The organism is Streptomyces sp. NBC_00667 (genome assembly GCF_036226825.1).
Taxonomy (GTDB): Bacteria; Actinomycetota; Actinomycetes; order Streptomycetales; family Streptomycetaceae; genus Streptomyces.
In genome coordinates, this window is record NZ_CP109022.1 from 6,131,127 (window position 1) to 6,147,921 (window position 16,795).

Annotated in this window: 17 protein-coding genes; 10 read left to right on the plus strand and 7 right to left on the minus strand. The window is 73.1% G+C overall.

All coding sequences use genetic code 11. From position 1 onward, the window contains the following. Positions 1-103 precede the first annotated feature (103 nt). Both OHA81_RS27905 and OHA81_RS27910 read right to left on the minus strand, forming a co-directional pair. Positions 104-922: an endonuclease I family protein gene (locus tag OHA81_RS27905; RefSeq protein ID WP_329200375.1), complete on the minus strand. Its 819-nt coding sequence runs from the start codon at positions 920-922 to the stop codon at positions 104-106. Between the two features lie 156 nt (positions 923-1,078). After that, positions 1,079-1,891 (minus strand): glutamate ABC transporter substrate-binding protein, encoded by an 813-nt coding sequence (locus tag OHA81_RS27910; protein ID WP_329200377.1) that lies wholly within the window; start codon positions 1,889-1,891, stop codon positions 1,079-1,081. Between the two features lie 419 nt (positions 1,892-2,310). Between OHA81_RS27910 and OHA81_RS27915 the strand changes: the two genes are divergently transcribed. After that, positions 2,311-2,853, plus strand: a complete 543-nt coding sequence (locus tag OHA81_RS27915; RefSeq protein WP_329200379.1) for a TerD family protein — start codon at positions 2,311-2,313, stop codon at positions 2,851-2,853. 145 nt (positions 2,854-2,998) lie between these two features. Here OHA81_RS27915 and OHA81_RS27920 read toward each other — a convergent pair whose 3' ends face one another. Then, positions 2,999-3,610 (minus strand): TetR/AcrR family transcriptional regulator, encoded by a 612-nt coding sequence (locus OHA81_RS27920; RefSeq protein WP_329200381.1) that lies wholly within the window; start codon positions 3,608-3,610, stop codon positions 2,999-3,001. A 177-nt stretch (positions 3,611-3,787) separates the two neighbouring features. Between OHA81_RS27920 and OHA81_RS27925 the strand changes: the two genes are divergently transcribed. The 5 genes from OHA81_RS27925 to OHA81_RS27945 all read left to right on the plus strand — a co-directional run bounded on the left by OHA81_RS27925 (position 3,788) and on the right by OHA81_RS27945 (position 8,428). Next, a complete protein-coding gene (locus OHA81_RS27925) occupies positions 3,788-4,744 on the plus strand; it encodes a phosphatase PAP2 family protein (RefSeq protein WP_329200383.1) in 957 nt (318 codons plus the stop codon). Then, positions 4,741-5,628 carry a hypothetical protein gene (locus tag OHA81_RS27930; protein WP_329200384.1) on the plus strand — a complete coding sequence of 296 codons (888 nt, stop codon included), beginning with the start codon at positions 4,741-4,743 and terminating at the stop codon, positions 5,626-5,628. Before OHA81_RS27925 ends, OHA81_RS27930 begins: the two co-directional genes overlap by 4 nt. A gap of 189 nt (positions 5,629-5,817) precedes the next feature. Beyond that, positions 5,818-6,084 carry a GlsB/YeaQ/YmgE family stress response membrane protein gene (locus tag OHA81_RS27935; protein WP_329200386.1) on the plus strand — a complete coding sequence of 89 codons (267 nt, stop codon included), beginning with the start codon at positions 5,818-5,820 and terminating at the stop codon, positions 6,082-6,084. Positions 6,085-6,149: 65 nt separating this feature from the next. Continuing rightward, positions 6,150-6,644, plus strand: coding sequence for a ribonuclease E activity regulator RraA (gene rraA, locus OHA81_RS27940; protein ID WP_329200388.1), 495 nt, complete (start codon positions 6,150-6,152; stop codon positions 6,642-6,644). 122 nt (positions 6,645-6,766) lie between these two features. Then, complete coding sequence (locus tag OHA81_RS27945; RefSeq protein ID WP_443056700.1) at positions 6,767-8,428, plus strand: peptide-N4-asparagine amidase; 1,662 nt, start codon at positions 6,767-6,769, stop codon at positions 8,426-8,428. Between the two features lie 53 nt (positions 8,429-8,481). On the opposite strand, the gene OHA81_RS27950 is transcribed toward OHA81_RS27945, so the two are convergent. Next, on the minus strand, positions 8,482-9,156 hold the full coding sequence (locus OHA81_RS27950; protein ID WP_329200390.1) for a transglycosylase SLT domain-containing protein: 675 nt from the start codon (positions 9,154-9,156) through the stop codon (positions 8,482-8,484). Positions 9,157-9,548: 392 nt separating this feature from the next. Then, on the minus strand, positions 9,549-10,535 hold the full coding sequence (locus OHA81_RS27955) for a dihydrodipicolinate synthase family protein (RefSeq protein ID WP_329200392.1): 987 nt from the start codon (positions 10,533-10,535) through the stop codon (positions 9,549-9,551). Between the two features lie 83 nt (positions 10,536-10,618). On the opposite strand from OHA81_RS27955, the gene OHA81_RS27960 reads away from it, so the two are divergent. From OHA81_RS27960 to OHA81_RS27975, 4 genes are all read left to right on the plus strand, one after another. After that, positions 10,619-11,560, plus strand: a complete 942-nt coding sequence (locus OHA81_RS27960; RefSeq protein WP_329200394.1) for a LysR family transcriptional regulator — start codon at positions 10,619-10,621, stop codon at positions 11,558-11,560. Positions 11,561-11,633: 73 nt separating this feature from the next. Beyond that, positions 11,634-12,719, plus strand: a complete 1,086-nt coding sequence (locus OHA81_RS27965) for an S-(hydroxymethyl)mycothiol dehydrogenase (RefSeq protein ID WP_329200396.1) — start codon at positions 11,634-11,636, stop codon at positions 12,717-12,719. Positions 12,720-12,764: 45 nt separating this feature from the next. Continuing rightward, positions 12,765-13,532, plus strand: a complete 768-nt coding sequence (locus tag OHA81_RS27970; RefSeq protein WP_329200398.1) for a PIG-L deacetylase family protein — start codon at positions 12,765-12,767, stop codon at positions 13,530-13,532. A 60-nt stretch (positions 13,533-13,592) separates the two neighbouring features. Then, positions 13,593-14,426 carry an enoyl-CoA hydratase/isomerase family protein gene (locus OHA81_RS27975; RefSeq protein WP_329200400.1) on the plus strand — a complete coding sequence of 278 codons (834 nt, stop codon included), beginning with the start codon at positions 13,593-13,595 and terminating at the stop codon, positions 14,424-14,426. Positions 14,427-14,536: 110 nt separating this feature from the next. Here the strand turns inward: OHA81_RS27975 and OHA81_RS27980 are convergent, their stop codons facing one another. Beyond that, on the minus strand, positions 14,537-15,439 hold the full coding sequence (locus tag OHA81_RS27980) for an SDR family oxidoreductase (protein WP_329200402.1): 903 nt from the start codon (positions 15,437-15,439) through the stop codon (positions 14,537-14,539). Positions 15,440-15,523: 84 nt separating this feature from the next. After that, entirely contained in the window at positions 15,524-16,672 is a 1,149-nt protein-coding gene (locus tag OHA81_RS27985) for a hypothetical protein (protein WP_329200404.1), read from the minus strand. Between the last annotated feature and the right edge of the window lie 123 nt (positions 16,673-16,795).

Genomic DNA, 16,795 nt, shown 5'->3' on the forward strand with positions numbered 1-16,795 from the left:
CCTCCACGGGCTGCCCGCCGGGCGCGGGCCGCAGCCTCTGACCTGCGGCTACCCGGTCTGGAGCGGGTCAATCCCGTGGAGGCACCACGGCCTGCGCCGCAGGTCACCAGATGGAGTTGACCCACTCCGGGTGGTCGATGAACGGGTTCCGGTTGTGCTGGTAGGTATCGAAGATGACCTGGTTGCGGCGCTGCTCGAAGGCGTCCGGCGGATCCATCTGGTTCCACTGCTTGAGCACGCTGATCCGCCCGATCGCGGGCGCCGAGCCGTTGTTGACCTGGTCGTTCGGTTCCAGGTCCGGGAAGCCGTCCCCGCCGTCGTAGCGGACGGCCATGTAGAGCAGCATCCGCGCCACGTCGCCCTTGACCGCGTCGCGCGGCTCGAAGGAGTCGGAGTCGGTGTAGCTGCCCGGGGCCTCGGCGACCGGGCTGCCGCCCATGTCGAAGTCCTTGTTGCCACGGGTGCTGTTGACGGTGACGTCTTCCGGCCTCAGGTGGTGCAGGTCGGTGCCGGGGCCCGTCGCGGTTCCGAAGTCGCCGTGGCTCTTGGCCCAGACGTGCTCGCGGTTCCAGTCGTCGGGGTTCCCGCCGTTGGTGTTCTTGGCCTGGGAGCGGCCCGAGTACACCAGGATGACGTTGTTCGGGTTGGCCGGGTCCTGGTCGGTGACCTTGAGGGCGTTCCACACGCCGTCGTAGGTGACCGTGGACTGGTTCTTGATGATCCCGTGCAGTGCGCTCTTGAGCGCTGCGCCGGTCTTGCCCTGGGCCGCCGCGTAGTAGTCGGCGGTGGTCGTGGTGGTGGCGGCTGCGGCGTGGGGAATCGCCGCCGTCCGCTGCTGTCCGGCCGAGGCGGTGGCCGGTATGAGGGCCAGGGCGGCGGCGGTGAGGCCGGCCGCCCAGGGGGCGAGGCGGGAGAATCTCATGACGTGGGGGTACCTCTCCACACGCACCGTCCCCGCCGGTCGGTTGGCGGGGTGTCAGGTGGCAGAGCGAGGCTCACATTGTCATGTATCCAACAGGTGAAAACCATGTGTCGGGAAGGGGTCCGGCCCAGGTGGCAGCCTGGGCCGGACCACGCGTCAGCTGCCCGACGTCACCTGCGGCGCGGGCTCGTACTTGTAGTTGGCCGGGCCGAAGTTCTTCTTGACCGCCGCGTCCCAGGAGCCGTCCGCGACCATCTTCGTCAGCGCGGTGTTGATCTTGCGCTGGAGGTCGGCGTCACCCTTCTTGAGGCCGATGCCGTAGTTCTCGTTGCTCAGGTTCAGCCCGAGCAGCCTGAACTTGCCCTCGTTGCCCTTCTGGGCCGCGTAACCGGCCAGGATGGAGTTGTCGGTCGTCATCGCGTCGGCCTGGTTGTCCTGCAGGGCGACCAGGCAGTCCGAGTAGCTGCCGAGCTCCAGGACGCTGGCCTTGGGCGCCAGCGTCTTGCGGACGTTCTCGGCCGAGGTGGAACCGGTCACCGAACACAGCCGCTTGGAGTTCAGGTCCTCGGCCTTGGTGATCGACGTGTCCGTGGAGCGCACGAGCAGGTCCTGGTGCGCGATGAAGTACGGGCCGGCGAAGTCGACCTTCTCCTTGCGCTTGTCGCTGATCGAGTAGCTGGCGGCGACGAACTTGACCTCGTTGTACTGGATCAGCAGCTCGCGGTCGGAGCTGTAGACCTGCTTGAACTCGATCTCGTTCGGCTTGTAGCCGAGCTCCTTCGCGATGTAGGTGGCCACGTCGACGTCGAACCCGGTGTAGGTGCCGTTGGCCTCGCGCATCCCGATCCCGGGCTGGTCGAACTTGATGCCGATCGCGAGCGGCTCCTTGGCGCTGTCACCGGCACACCCCGTGGCGGTGGCGGTGAGGGCGATCACTGCGACGACCGCACCGGCCTTGGGAACCTTCATGCTGCACTCTTTCCTGGGATCGCGGATCACGCGGGAGCGGGACGTACCGGTGCCGGGTAGGGCACGGAGTACGGGGTCGGTACGCAGTGCCGAGCACGTGCGGAACCACACGGTCCGGGTGGCGCGTGTATGAGGAAGCTAGGAAGGTGACGGGCGCAGCGTCACTACATCTGAGGGAAATTTGAGGATAACGATCCGGCTCGGCCGCAGATCCTGCTGTCCTGCAACTCCTCGGCGCGGACGGGCGGATGGGCATTACGGTCATGCCGTGACGGTTCACATGTATTGGGGCTGAAAGGTTCGCAATCGGACGCGGGGAGGTCGCCGCGGATTTCGGCCGTCACGGCGTTCGCTCCGCCTTGATCACCGGCACGTGACAGCATGACTGGGCCATGTCCGGTGAGCGGAGGGGGAGTTCGGTGAGCACAGTACGCAAGAGCCTGGCCAAGGTGGAGATAGCCCTGCGCTGGGATCCCAGCCCGGCCGGGACGCCCGCGCACGACCTCGACATACTGGCCGCCGCGTACGACTCGGCGGCCCTCTACGGTGACCCCGTCTACCTCGTGCACTTCGGCAGCCGCGCGCCCGACGGCACGATCACCCTCAACCGGGACAGCGACACCGGGCAGGGACTCGGCTTCGACGAGGTGATGACCCTCGAACTGAACCGGCTTGCCCCGGGGCTCGGCCGGGTGGTCGTGGGCGTGGTGATCCAGGACCCCGGGCCCGAAGGCGCCCGTACGAAGACCTTCGCCTCCGTGGCCGGTACCGGAGTGCGCATCCGCGAGGGCTACACCGACCTGGCCCGGTCCGACTTCGCGGACGTCGGGGGGTTCAGCGCCGCGACCGTCGCCGAATTCCTGCGGGACCCCTCGGGCGGCTGGTCCCTGGACGCGCGCCCGCGCGGCTTCGACGCCGACCCCGAGCAGTACACGCGGCTGATGGGGGCGCCCCGGCCGTGAGGCGGGCGCCGCTCCGCACAGATCGGGCGGCGGCCACTCGTCGTGCGAGTGACCGCCGCCCGGTCCGGGTGGCGCGCTGCCGCCGTCCCCACGAGGCAGCGCGGGCAGGTCTCCGTCCGGTCATCGGGGACGGTGGCCCACCGGTCTAGGGGGTGGTGCCCGGCGTGATGCCGAGCGAGGGGAGCAGCGCCGCGTCCACGAAGCGCACGAGGTAGTCGGCGTCGGCGTAGCGGCCTTCGAGCACCGGCCTGATCCGCATGACGCCCATCAGCTGTGCGGGCAGGAACTCCACCGCCGGATGGTCCGCGGTGATCTCGCCGCGCGCCACCGCCCGCGCCACCATCGCGTCGAACGCCGCCAGCTCGGGCTCGACCAGCGCCTCGCGCAGCGCCGCCTGGAGCTCCTCGTCGCTGAGCACGGCGTGCCCGAGCGCCTGACTGAGCCGCGTGTCACGACCCGAGGTGCCGGCCGCGATCCGGGCCGCCTCGCGCAGGTCCCCGGCGAGGGTGCCGGTGTCGACCGCGGCGAGGGTGCCCTGCCGGTTCGCGCGCAGGGCGGCGGCGACCAGCTGGGGCTTGGTCTTCCACTGCCGGTAGAGCGTGGACTTGCCGCAACAGGCGCGGGCGGCGATGCCCTCCATGGTCAGGGCTTCGTAGCCGTTCTCGCGCAGCTGCTCCAGGACGGCGTCGTAGAACTCCTGGACCCGCTCGGGGCTGATCTTGGAGCGACGCGCGGAGGCCGGCTCTGTCTGTGTCATGGGTGCGGTCCTCCTCGGCGGCACGGTCCGTCATTCGAGTGTACGGCTACGCCAGCGTATCGGTACACCGGCGTATCGATACGCCAATGTATCGATACACTGGCGTGTCGATGTGTGACGGCCCGGCGGACGAGCTCCGCCCGGCCGCCCGCCGAGTAGAGGAAGCGAGACCGTGGGATGACCACCGAGACGACCCCCGCGGAGCCCCCCACCGGTCCACCCGGACGCGGGCGGGAGCGGCGCCGGCTCCTGCGCGAGCTGCTGCTCGTCGCGGGACTCTTCACCGTCTACAAGGCGGGCCGGATGCTCTCGACCGGCCGCACCGACGAGGCGTTCCGCAACGCCGCGCGGATCTGGGACGCCGAACGCGCGCTGCACCTGCCCGGCGAGGGCGCGGTACAGCGGCTGCTGCTGCACGGCGACACCCTCATACGGTCGGCGAACACCTACTACGCGGGCGTGCACTTCCCGGCGACCGCCCTCTTCCTCATCTGGCTCTACGTCCGGCGCCCCGGCCACTACCTGTGGACCCGCCGCGTGCTCGCGGTCCTCACGGGAGCCGCCCTCGCCCTCCATCTGGCGTTCCCGCTGGCACCGCCGCGGATGCTCCGCGCCGCAGGGCTCATGGACACCGCGCAGGTCTACGGGCCCACCGTCTACCGGGCCGCGCCGGCCACCGACACCCTGGCCAACCAGTTCGCCGCGATGCCCTCCCTGCACTTCGGGTGGGCCCTGATGCTGGCCCTCGGCATGATCGCGGCCACCCGCTCCCGGTGGCGGTACCTGTGGCTGCTGCACCCGTCGGTGACGCTGCTCGTGGTGGTCGGGACGGCCAACCACTACTGGCTGGACGCGGTCGTCGCCGCCGTCCTGCTCGGGGCCGCGCTGCTGTTCGTCCCGCGCCCGGTCACGGGTGGTTCCCGGATCGCCGCCGCGTCGCCGGCCGGTGCGTCTCCCGGCACGGCGCTTCCCGAGGCGGTGTCGCGCGGGGCCGTGTCCTGCGAGGCGGTGTCGCCCGGGGCTGCCCCCGGGGCCGCGTCCCCCGCCGCCGTGCCCTCCGTCGGAGCCGGCCTGCCGGGGCCGCGCCGTGGCCGGGCCGAGTCCGTCGTCGCGGGCGCGGGGAGCCTTCGGTGAACGCCACCGCCCTCGCAGTCGCGCTCTGCCTCGCCTCCGCCGTGGCCTACGCGGCCGCGGCCGTCGCCCAGGAACGCCTCGCCCGCCGCGCCGTCGCCCGCAGCGCCGCCGCGCTGCTCGGCAACGGCGCCTGGTGGTGGTCGGCCGGACTGAACGCCGCCGCCGCGCTGCTGCACGCGGCCGCCCTGCGGTACGGGCCGCTCACCCTGGTCCAGCCCCTGGGCGCCCTGACCCTCGTCGCGGCCGTCCCCCTCGGGGCGCGCGGGGCGGGCCGCCGGGTCGCCGCCACCGAGTGGCGGGGCACCCTGGCCACCGTCGCCGGGCTCGGCCTGCTGCTCCTGCCGGCGTCCGGACCCGCGCCCGACGACACCCTCACGCTGGCCGAGGCCCTCGCCGTCTCCGGCGCGACCGCCGCCGTGATCACCCTGCTGACCCGGGGTGACGTCCGCTCCGGCCTGCGGCACGCCACCGCCTCGGGGCTGGCCTCCGCCGCCGCCTCCGCGCTGACGCAGACCGTGGCGGTGGCGGGCGGCCGGGGAGGGGCCCTGCTGAGCCCGCGGGTGGTCACGGTGGCGCTGCTCGTCGTGGTCTTCGCCGTCGGGGGCATGCTCTTGTCGCAACGGGCCTACCGGGGCGGGCTCGGCGCACCGCTCGCCGTGGTCAACCTGTCCAACCCGCTCGCGGCCGCCGCCATCGGCATGGTCCTGCTCGGCGAACGGCTCCAGGGCGGCGCGCTCGGCATCCTGCTGGCCACCGCGGGCGCCCTCGCCGCGGCGCGCGGGGTGCTGCTGCTGACCCGGACGAGCCCCGGCGACCGGGTGGCCGACCCGGCGCCCGCGCCCGCGACCGCCGCCGCCGCAACGGCCGGCCGGGTCGCGGTGTGAGCGGTTCGACGCTCGACCCGCTCGACGCTCGACGCGCGGCCCGCCCGGTCGGCCGGGCGTCGGCCGGGCCCGCGCCGGCCGGCCGCGCCCGGCACCGGCGACCTCCCCGGAGAACCGATCCCGCCCTCCTCGCGTCCTCCTCCCTGAACGCGCGAGCGAGCGTGCACGAACGAAGCGGAGTGAGCGGGCATGGGCATCATCGGCTGGATCATCCTGGGGCTGCTGGCCGGCGGCATAGCCAAGCTGCTGCTGCCCGGCCGGGACCCGGGCGGACTGATCGGGACCACCCTCATCGGCATCGCCGGTGCCTTCATCGGCGGATGGCTCTCCGCGAAATTCCTCGACCGGCCGATCGAGAACCAGTTCTTCGACGCCGCCACCTGGGGCTCCGCCATCGCCGGCTCGCTCGTCCTGCTGATCGGCTACCGCCTCCTGTTCGGCAACTCCCGCCGCTGACCGCGCCCGGGCCGACGCCTACGCTGGTCACCGCGCGACGCAGACAGCGAAGGAGCCGGAGCGAGATGACCGTCAAGCCGATACCCACCGCCGACCTGTACGACCGGTACGGAGAGGCCCTCGGTCTGTGCACCACCCCCTTCCGCCGGATCGGCGGCCGCGCGGTGTTCGCCGGGCCGGTGCGCACCCTCTCCTGCCACGAGGACAACGCCCTGCTGCGGGAGCTCGTCGGCACACCGGGCGAGGGCGCCGTGCTCGTGGTCGACGGTGGTGGCTCCCCGCGCACCGCGCTCGTGGGCGACCTCATCGCCGGAGCCGCGCTGCGCAACGGCTGGGCCGGACTGATCATCAACGGCTCGGTCCGCGACAGCGACGCCCTCGGCCGCCTCGACCTCGGCATCAAGGCCCGGGGTACGATCCCGCGCAAGAGCGGCAAGACGGGCGCGGGCACCGTCGACGAGCCCGTCACCATCGGTGAGGTCACCTTCCGTCCCGGGGACATCGTCTACGCCGACGACGACGGGGTCGCGGTACTCCCGGCCGGTTCGCCCGCCGCCTGATCCACCGGGGCGTCCGGCCCCTGCGCCGCCGGCACGGGCACTCGACGCGGGGACGACATCCGGCCAGTGCCGCTCCGCGCGCCCTGGCGTCCCCGGGCCCGGCCGGGTTTCACTGCGGGCCCATGAGACGACACAGGATCACGGGCCTGCTGGGCGCGCTCGCGCTCGCCGTGGGCGCCCTGGCCGCCGCGGGACCCGCGAGCGCGGCCACGGCCGGCGCCGCCACCACGGCCGCCACGTCCACCGCGGCCCCCGGCGACGGCCGACCCGGGCAAGACCCGCCCGCCGAGTTCGGCACCGACTGGCACGACCCCCTCACCGCCGCTCCGTCGGTGGCCCGGCCCGGGACCAGGTCCTGCCAAGTGACCCTGGCCGAGGCCCAGTTCCGGGACTTCACCCCGTACCGGGGCAGTTACGCGCCGCCCACCGGCTGCGGCCGGGGCGACTGGGCGGAAGTGGTGCTCCGCCTCGACGGCAAGGTCAAGGGCCGCCAGTACGACCGCCTCGGCAACCTCAGCGTCGGCGGCGTCGAGATCCTGAGCACCTCCACCCCCGAACCCTCGCCCGAGGGCATCACCTGGTCCGTCGAGAAGGACGTCACCCACTACCGGGACACCCTCAGCCGCCCGCAGCCCGTGGAGATGCTGATCGGCAACGTCGTCGACGACACCTACACCGGTGTCATCGACGTCAAGGTCACCCTCACCTTCTACGCCGCCGAAGGCCGCACCCGGCCGGCCGTCACCCCCGACCGCGTCATCCCGCTCACCACCCCGTCCGTGACCACCCCGCGCAACACCGAACGGCTCCTCGCCGAGGTGTACGCCACCGGTTCGGGCGGCGGGTGCGAGGAGTTCTGGTACCTGACCACGCCCGACGCCGCCCCGTACTCCTGCAAGGCGGCGGACGGCCCCTACCGGGAGGTCCGCGTGCTGGTGGACGGGCAACTGGCCGGTCTCGCCGCACCGTTCCCCACCGTCTGGACCGGCGGATGGTCCAACCCGTTCCTCTGGTACGTCACCCCCGGCCCCCACGCCTTCGACGTCCAGCCCCTGCGCTACGACCTCACGCCCTACGCGGCGCTCCTCAACGACGGCCGCCCCCACCGCATCGAGGTGTCGGTGGCCGGGGTCCCGGCCGGGCAGAGCGGCTGGAGCACCCCGGCGAACCTGCTGCTGTGGCAGGACCGGGGCCGTGCGGTGGTCACCGGCGCCCTCACCCGGCACGAGGAGAGCGATCCGGCCAACTCCGTCCGCTGGACGCCCGGGACCGAGCACCGGCTCGACACCGGGGCGGGCCACTCCCTGACCGTCGCCGGACACCTCGACACCTCCCACGGCCGGGTCACGACCACGGTCAGCCGGGCGGTGCGCAACACCTCCGTGCACCGCTGGACCGAGGGCGAGGACCTCGACGCGCTGTCCGCGCGGTGGACCGACGAGGAGACCGTGTCCCACGGGGAGGCCGCCACGACGACCCGGCGCACCTACACGATGGACGGTGAAACCACCCTGGGCGCGGGGGGCCGGCTGCGCACCGTCCTCTCCCTCGGCGACAGGGCGGACACCTCCACCCTGCGCGGCGGCCGCCAGGTCGGGTGGTCGCGGCTGGAGGACACGTACGCGGGAGACGCGAGTTACACCGCCGGCGTCCCGCGCGAGCAGCGGCACGCCGTGGGCACCACGACGGTGCGCTACCGGCTGTCCGGTTCCGAAGCCGGCTGCTACGACCGTACGGTCGCCACCGCGCAGGGCGTGCTCACGCAGGACCGCCGGCGCTGCTGACGCAGAGCGCCCGGGTACCCGTACATCGGGTACCCGGGCGGTGAAGGGCCTCTTTAGTACGGGCCGTTGACGTTGTCGATCGAACCGTAGCGGGCGGCCGCGTAATTGCAGGCGGCGGTGATGTTCGCGACCGGGTCGTAGGAGTTCAGCGAGGTTCCCGGTACGTGATAGGCGCGGAAGGTCGGGTCGATCACCTGGAGCAGCCCCTTGGAGGGGATACCGGCCGCGGCGTTGGAGTCCCAGTTGTTGATCGCCATGGGATTGCCCGAGGACTCGCGCATCACATTGCGCAGAATTCCGTTGTAGCTGCCGGGAATACCGTGCTGGGCCATGATGTCCAGCGACTGGCGGATCCAGCCGTCGAGATTGTTGGTGTAGGAGGTGGTGGGCCGCGCCACGGCCTGGACCGCCGTCGCCGTCTTCGGCGCCGTGCCGAGGGTCAGCTTGATGCCGGGCCGGATGACCGAGGGGTTGGCGCCGACGACGCTCTTGTTCGCCTCGTACAGCTGCTGCCAGCCGCCTGCGACGGAGTGCGCGGCCGCGATCTGCGAAAGGGTGTCACCGGCGACCACGGAGTACGTGGTGGGAGCGGCGGTGGTCTCCGTCGCGCCGGCCGTGGTCGCACTGACCAGCGGGAGGGCGAGGGCCGCTCCGCCCGTGCCGGCCACGGCCAGCTTGCGGGCGATCGGGTGCTGCTTCGGCCGTCGGTGCTTACCCTTTGGGCGCATGGCGCAATTCCTCACGTGGGGGTACGGGAGAGCCCTCGTGGCGACCGGTTTCGACGGGCGGCCACTGGGAACGAGGTGACCGTAGGCGAATCCTGGCGACCGGAACAAGGCGTGAATTCCGCTGGGTGATCGACTTACCGCATGGCGCCCGGTAAATGACCTTGGGAATGCGTTCCCCGGAAAGCCAACTTTCTTTCCGGGGAAAGGGAATCAGGCCTTTCCGGGAATTGATGTTGACGCGCCCCGAGTGACTCACATCACGAGCGGACGGGCCCCTCGCCAAACCGGGGCAACTTCCCCCTCCGAGTGGCGGATTGGGGCGACCGGGCTGTTATACGCGAATCGCCCATCAAGGACTTATTCCGGCATGCCGAGCCCCCGTCCGTGCCGTATCAGCGCAGTCCGGTGAGGAGCCGGTCGTCGTGCCGGAGCCCGGTCAGCGCCGCGAGGGCGTCCGTCACCACGCCCTTCGAGGCCGGCAGCAACGGGAGGCGTACGCCCGGGGAGGGGATCCGGCCCTGGGCGTGCAGCACCGCCTTGATCACCGCCGGGTTGGGCTCGGCGAACAGCGCCGCCGAGAGCCGGGCCAGGGCGTGCCCCAGGGCCCGGGCCCGAGCGACGTCCCCCGACCGCCACGCCGAGGTGAGCTCGGCGTACCGCTCCGTCGCCACGTGCGCGGAGGCGAGGATCCCGCCCGCCGCACCGAGCGCGAGCAGCGGCGAGAGGTACACGTCGTCACCCGCCAGGAATGCGAAGCCCGCGGGGAGTTCGCCGAGCAGCGCCACCGTGTCCTGGTCGATCCCCCCGGCCGCGTACTTCACCCCCGCCACCCCGGGCAGTTCCCCGAGCGCCCGCAGCGCGGCCGCGTCCAGCGGCTGCCCCGTCCGGTACGGGACGTGGTACACGATGAGCGGTACCGGACTCACCTCGGCCAGCCGTGCGAAGTGCGCCGTCACCCCCGCCGCCGAGGGCCGCACGAACGGCGGCACCGTCACCAGTGCCGCCATCGCCTGCGGCCACCGGGCCAGCCGCGCGAGCGCCGCTTCGGCGGCCCGGGTCCCGCTCGCCCCGGCGCCCACCGTCAGCGGCGCGCCCCGCTCCCGGCAGACCCGGGCGCACACGGTGGTGACGAGGTCCCGCTCCGCCTCGTCGAGCGCGGCCGCCTCCGCGGTGGTACCGAGGGCCACGATCCCGGTGGCACCCGCGTCCAGTACCTCGTGCGCGAGGGATTCCAGCGTCCCGGCGGCGACGTCCCCGCCGGGAGTGAAGGGGGTGATCAGGGGGACGTGGACCCCGTGGAGCGGAAGGTCGCGTGCCGTGTGCCGCGCCGTGCGCTGTGCGAGGTGCTCCGCTGGCCGCCGCGCGCTGTTTCGTGTCATGTCCCGTGCCATGCCGAACAGCTTCGTGGCGCCCCAGCATCAAATCCAGTGAACGTTCCTTACCTGAACCGTAAGCTGGGCCGATGCTCGACGTACGCCGCCTGCGCCTGCTGCGCGAACTCGCCCACCGGGGCACCATCGCCGCCGTCGCCGAAGCCCTCGCTTTCAGCCCGTCGGCGGTGTCCCAGCAACTCGGCGTCCTCGAACGCGAAGCAGGTCTGCCCCTGTTGAAGCGCACCGGCCGCCGGGTCCGGCTCACCCCGGCCGGCCACAACCTCGTCCGGCACGCCGATGCCGTCCTGGAACGGCTGGAGCAGGCCGGCGCCGAACTCGCCGGAGCCCGCCTCGGCCTCACCGGAGCCCTGCGCATCGGGTCCTTCCCCACCGCCACGCGGGCCCTCGTCCCGGCGGCCCTGGCCGCCCTCTCCCGCCGCCACCCGGGGCTGGAGCCGATGGTCCGCGAAACCGATCCGGCGGCGGTCGCGCACGCGCTGCGCGCCGGTGAGCTCGACGTGGCCCTGGTCCACGAGTACGACTTCGTCCCCGCGGCGCGGGAGCCGGGCCTGGCCACCGAGCCGCTCTTCGAGGAGGCCATGTACCTCGCCGCCCCGGCCTCCGCCGGGCCCGCGGGATGCCCGGCGCAGACCCGGACCGGCCAGGAGGAGGTACTGCGCCGCCACGCCGAAGCGCCCTGGATCACCGCGGTGCCCGGAACGCTCTGCCACGCCATGACCGTACGGGCCTGCCGGGCGGCGGGCTTCGAACCCCGGATCCGGCACCAGGCCGACGAGTTCGCCACCGTCCTCGCCCTCGTCGCCGTCGGTCAGGGTGTGGCCGTCGTCCCGCAGCTCGGCCTCACCGGCTGCGACCACGACCGCGTGGTCCTCACCCGGCTGCTCATGGCACGACGGACCCTGCTCGCCTTCCGCAGCGGAGCGGCCGGCCATCCCGGTGTCACGGCGCTGGGCGCGGCGCTGCGGGAAGCGCTGCCCTCCCCACTGGCCGGATCCCGCGCCATCGGGTGACGCAACTCCCGTACGGGGCGGCGTCCGTGTACGTTCGGTCATCCGGACAGAGCCGACCAGAACGGGGTACGAAGTGACGCATCGCGTACGAGGGGTCATCGCGCGGAGCAAGGGCGCGCCCGTGGAGACGACCACGATCCTCGTGCCGGACCCGGGCCCCGGCGAGGCGCTGGTCAAGGTGCAGGCCTGCGGGGTCTGCCACACCGACCTGCACTACCGCGAGGGCGGGATCAACGACGAGTTCCCCTTCCTCCTCGGCCACGAGGCGGCCGGCATCGTGGAATCGGTCGGCCCCGACGTGACCTCCGTCGCCCCCGGTGACTTCGTCATCCTCAACTGGCGCGCCGTGTGCGGCGACTGCCGCGCCTGCCGGCGCGGCCGCCCCTGGTACTGCTTCGCCACGCACAACGCGGCACAGCCCATGACCCTGGAGGACGGCACCGCGCTCTCCCCGGCCCTCGGCATCGGGGCCTTCGCCGATAAGACCCTGGTGGCGGCCGGACAGTGCACCAAGGTCGACCCGGCCGCCTCGCCCGCCGCGGCGGGGCTGCTGGGCTGCGGAGTGATGGCGGGCCTGGGCGCCGCCCTGAACACCGGCAACGTCGGCCGCGGGGACTCGGTCGCCGTCATCGGCTGCGGGGGAGTGGGCAGCGCGGCCGTGGCGGGCGCCCGGCTGGCCGGCGCCTCCCGCATCATCGCCGTCGACCTCGACGACCGGAAGCTGGAGTGGGCGCGGGGCCTGGGCGCCACCCACACCGTCAACGGCCGCACCGAGGACGTGGTCAAGGCCGTGCAGGAACTGACCGGCGGCAACGGCGCGGACGTGGTCATCGAGGCCGTGGGCCGCCCCGAGACGTACCGGCAGGCCTTCTATGCGCGCGACCTCGCCGGCACCGTGGTGCTCGTCGGCGTCCCCACACCGCAGATGCAGCTCGACCTCCCGCTCCTGGACGTCTTCGGGCGCGGCGGAGCCCTCAAGTCCTCCTGGTACGGCGACTGCCTGCCGGAACGCGACTTCCCGATGCTGATCGACCTCTACCTCCAGGGCCGGCTCGACCTGGACGCCTTCGTCTCCGAGACGATCCCGCTGGACGCGGTCGAGGCGGCCTTCGAGCGGATGCAGCGGGGAGAGGTGCTCCGCTCGGTGGTCCTGATCTGACACAGCCGACGCCGGTCGGGCCTGGCGTTCGCTTATGGTGCGATCATGAGCGAACAACAGGCCCCGCGGCAGGCCCCCTTGCAGCCCATGCCCACCGACTGGCAACGCGCCCTGGCGGTCGTCGCCCATCCGGACGACCTGGAGTACGGCTGCGCGGCCGCCATCGCCGACTGGACGGACGGCGGGCGGGAGGTCGTCTACCTCCTGGCCACGCGGGGCGAGGCGGGCATCGACACCACCGCACCGGCCGAATGCGCCTCGGTGCGCGAGGCGGAGCAGCGGGCGAGCGCGGCGGTCGTCGGGGTGTCGACCGTCGAGTTCCTCGACTACCGGGACGGCGTGGTCGAATACGGCCTCGGCCTGCGCCGGGACATCGCCGCGGCCATCCGCCGCCACCGCCCGGAACTCGTCATCACCCTCAACCACCGCGACACCTGGGGCGGCGCCGACGGCGGCGGCGTCTGGAACACCCCCGACCACAAGGCCGTCGGCCGGGCCACGCTGGACGCCGCGGGTGACGCCGGCAACCGCTGGATCTTCCCCGAACTCCTTGCGGAGCAGGGCCTGGAGCCCTGGGACGGAGTGCGCTGGGTCGCGGTGTCGGGCACCACCACGCCGACCCACGCGGCCGACGCGGGCCCGGGCTTCGAACGCGCCGTCCAGTCGCTGCTCAAGCACGAGGCGTACATCGAGGTGCTGACCGACCAGGACCCGCAGGAGTACGTCCGCACCTTCCTGACGGACAACGCCCAGCAGGCGGCGGCCCGGTTCGGCGGCCGGCCGGCGGTAGCGTTCGAGCTCTTCCCGCGCTGACCGGCACCCCGCTAAGCTGACGGTCCGTCAATCCGTGGGCCTACGGTGATCGGGGTAGCGGTGATCGACACCACCAGTACGGACATCGCGCAGGGCGAGGAGCGGATCCGGCTGGAGGTGGCGGACACGGTCGCCGTCCTCACCCTCTGCCGCCCGGACCGGCTCAACGGGTGGAGTTGGGAGTCCACCCGCCAGCTGGGCCTGCTGGCCGACCGGATCCGCTTCGACCCGGGCGTACGGGTGGTCCTGCTGCGGGCCGAGGGCAGGGCGTTCTGCGCCGGGATCGACGTCAGGGCCCCGGGCGGCGACATCACGGGGGAGAGCGCCGCCGAACGGACCCGGAACTACTACGAGGGCATCCACTGGGTGCACGAGCGCTTCGCCGTCCTCGCCGGGCTGCCCCAGCCGGTGGTCGCCGCGGTGCAGGGCTACTGCCTCGGCTTCGGCTTCGAGCTCGCCCTGATGGCCGACGTCCGGGTGGCCGCCGAGGACGCGGTCTTCGCGCTGCCCGAGGCGGCCCTGGGCGTCGCGGTGGACGCGGGCGGCGACCTGCGCATCGCCCGCGACGCGGGCGCGGGCTGGGCGAAGTTCCTGGCCCTGACCGGCCGCCGCATCGATGCCGCCACCGCGGAACGCCGGGGCCTGGTGCAGCTCGTCGTACCGGCGGCCGAGCTCGACGCCACGGCCCGCGCGGTGGCCGCGGAGATCGCCGCCAACGCGCCGCTGGCCGTCCAGGGCATCAAGCGGGCCGTCGACGCCTATGCGGACGCCGCCCTCCCGGCGGCCCTCGACCGGGCGGCGATGACGGCGGCCCTCACCCTCACCTCGCGCGACGCGAGCGAGGGCTACGGAGCGAAAGCCGCCCGCCGGCCGCCGCACTTCACGGGAACGTGAACCGGCGACGCCGCGCACCACGCACCGCCCGCTGACCGCCTCACGGCTCACGCCTCACGGCTCACGCCTCACGGCTCACGCCTCACGGCTCACGCCTCACGGCTCACGCCTCACCCCGTGAACGGGCCGCGCCCGAGTTGCTCCCGCACCGGCACCACATCAGGGTTGACCAGGGACCGGCGTTGCCAGTTCGCGCCGTCGACCACCAGGGTGTGCCCGGTGATGAAGCGGGCGTAGGGGGAGGCCAGGAAGGTGGCGGCCCAGCCCAGCTCGCGCGGCTCCCCGACCCGCAGGGCCGGCTGGCGGGCGGCGAGGGTGCCTGCGGCCACGGTCCGGTCCAGGCCGTCGCGGATGTCCCGGGTCATCTCCTCGTGCGGGAACAGCCCCGGAACCAGGCCGTTGATCCGGATGCCGTACGGGCCCCACTCGACGGCGAGCGTCTCCACCAGGTTCTTCACCCCCGCCTTCGCGGCGGCGCTGTGCGCGAAGCCGGGGCCGCCGGTCCAGGCGTAGGAGGCCCCGATGCTGACGATCGACCCGGGCGTGCCGGCCGCGAGGTGGCGGCGGCCGAATTCGCGGGTCATGAACCAGGTGCCGGTCAGGGTGATGTCGACCACCGCCCGCCAGGCGTTCGGCGACAGGTCCTCCGCCGGACAGGGGAAGTTCGCGGCCGCGTTGTTGACCAGCACGTCCGGCGTCCGTCCGGAGGCGGCCGCAGCCGCGTCGAAGACCTCCGCGACCCGTTCGTGGTCCCGGATGTCGCAGACGGCGGCCGTCACCCGGCCCGCTCCGGGGACGGCGGCCAACTCCGCGCACGCCGCCTCCAGCGGCTCCGGGCGGCGCCCGGCGATCACCACGTCCGCGCCCAGCCGCGCGAACTCGGCGGCGATCGCCTTGCCCAGTCCCGTCCCGCCGCCGGTGACGAGTACGGCCTGCCCCGCGTACGTGCCGGCGGGCAGGGCGGCGGCACCGGAGGGTGGCGGCGCGGGGAGCCCGCGCGGAAGGTTCTTCACGCGTCCATCGATAGCGTGCGGGCGTCCAGATCACCATCCCCGCGCGGCCACGAGCCGTCCTGCGGCCGTTCCTCCCGCCACGGCCTAACTCCCCGGGTCGTAGGCCTGCTTGGTCGCACAGGTCCACACGACCGGCTTGAGCCCGCCGCTCGCGTTCACGGCCGCCCCGCCCGCCCGGCCGTCGTCCGACACGGCGTCGGCCATGCTGGCCCCGCCCGCCGCGAGCCTCGGCAGCGCCTTGACCGGGCCGGAGCCCGGCCACAGCTGCGCCTGGTCCGGCAGGATCGGCTGCTCGGGGTGGAACTTGGCGGTGCCGACGCTCACGCCGGTCGTCGCACTGATCGCCTCGAACGTGCCGTACGGGTGTGTGCTCAGGACGCCCGGGGTGGCGCCGGGGGCCGTGTGCGGGGGAGTCCACACCCACGGCGTGTACTCGTGCCAGGGTCCCTGCCAGTCGTAGCCCACGATCCGGGTGCTCTCGTCGAGGTCCTGGACGTAGCTCTCCTCGTAGGCGCCGGTGCCGGTGGGGGCCAGGAGCCGGGCGGCCGTCCCGTCGGCCGGCCACAGAACGGGGTAGGTCCCGTGGAGGTGCTCGCCGGTCTCGGGCACCTCGTGGTCCTGCTCGGCCTGGCCGAGGATGTCCCCCGCGCGATTGATGCCCGTGACCATCTTGATCCGGGTGCCGGGACCGGCGTCCGCCGGAAGGGGCAGCTCCCGCACCTTGCGGCCGTCCTTCCACACCGTCCCCACCCAGCTGTCGGAGCGGGAGACGACGAACCCGGCGTCGTTGACGTCGGCCTCCAGGTCGGACCCGTCGCTCTCCGGCAGCAGGGTGATCGCCGCCGCGCCTTGCTGGTAGGTGAACAAGGTGGTCTTCCCGAGGGCGTCGAGCACCCCCACCATCAGCCCGTGGGCGTTGACGGCGAGCACCTGCCCCCTCTGGTCCGGGTCGGTCAGCGGGACCCGGTGGACCGTGGTGCCGGTCCAGTAGACGGGTTCGTACCCGGAGACCCCGACGGCGAGGTCGCCCGCGCCGAGGTCCATGACGCCCTGGGAGCGCCGGGCGTCGCGCTCGTACGTGTCGGCCCCCAGCGAGCCGAGCACCTGGATCCGCGGTGTGCACGTGGCCGCCGCGCCGGCCGTGGCGGCCGGCCCTCCCGCGGTGATCAGTCCTGCCACGACCACGGCCGCGGCGGCCGTGACCGCGCCGCGCCGGATGCGAACGTCACCCATCGGTCAAGTCCCCCCTGGGAAGTGTGCGTTGCGGCGGTGTCATGTCCCCCTGACACCTGCCGTTCGATGCTAACCGGATCGAACGGTTGTGCGCCGGTGAACGGCGGAGCGCGTCCGCGACGC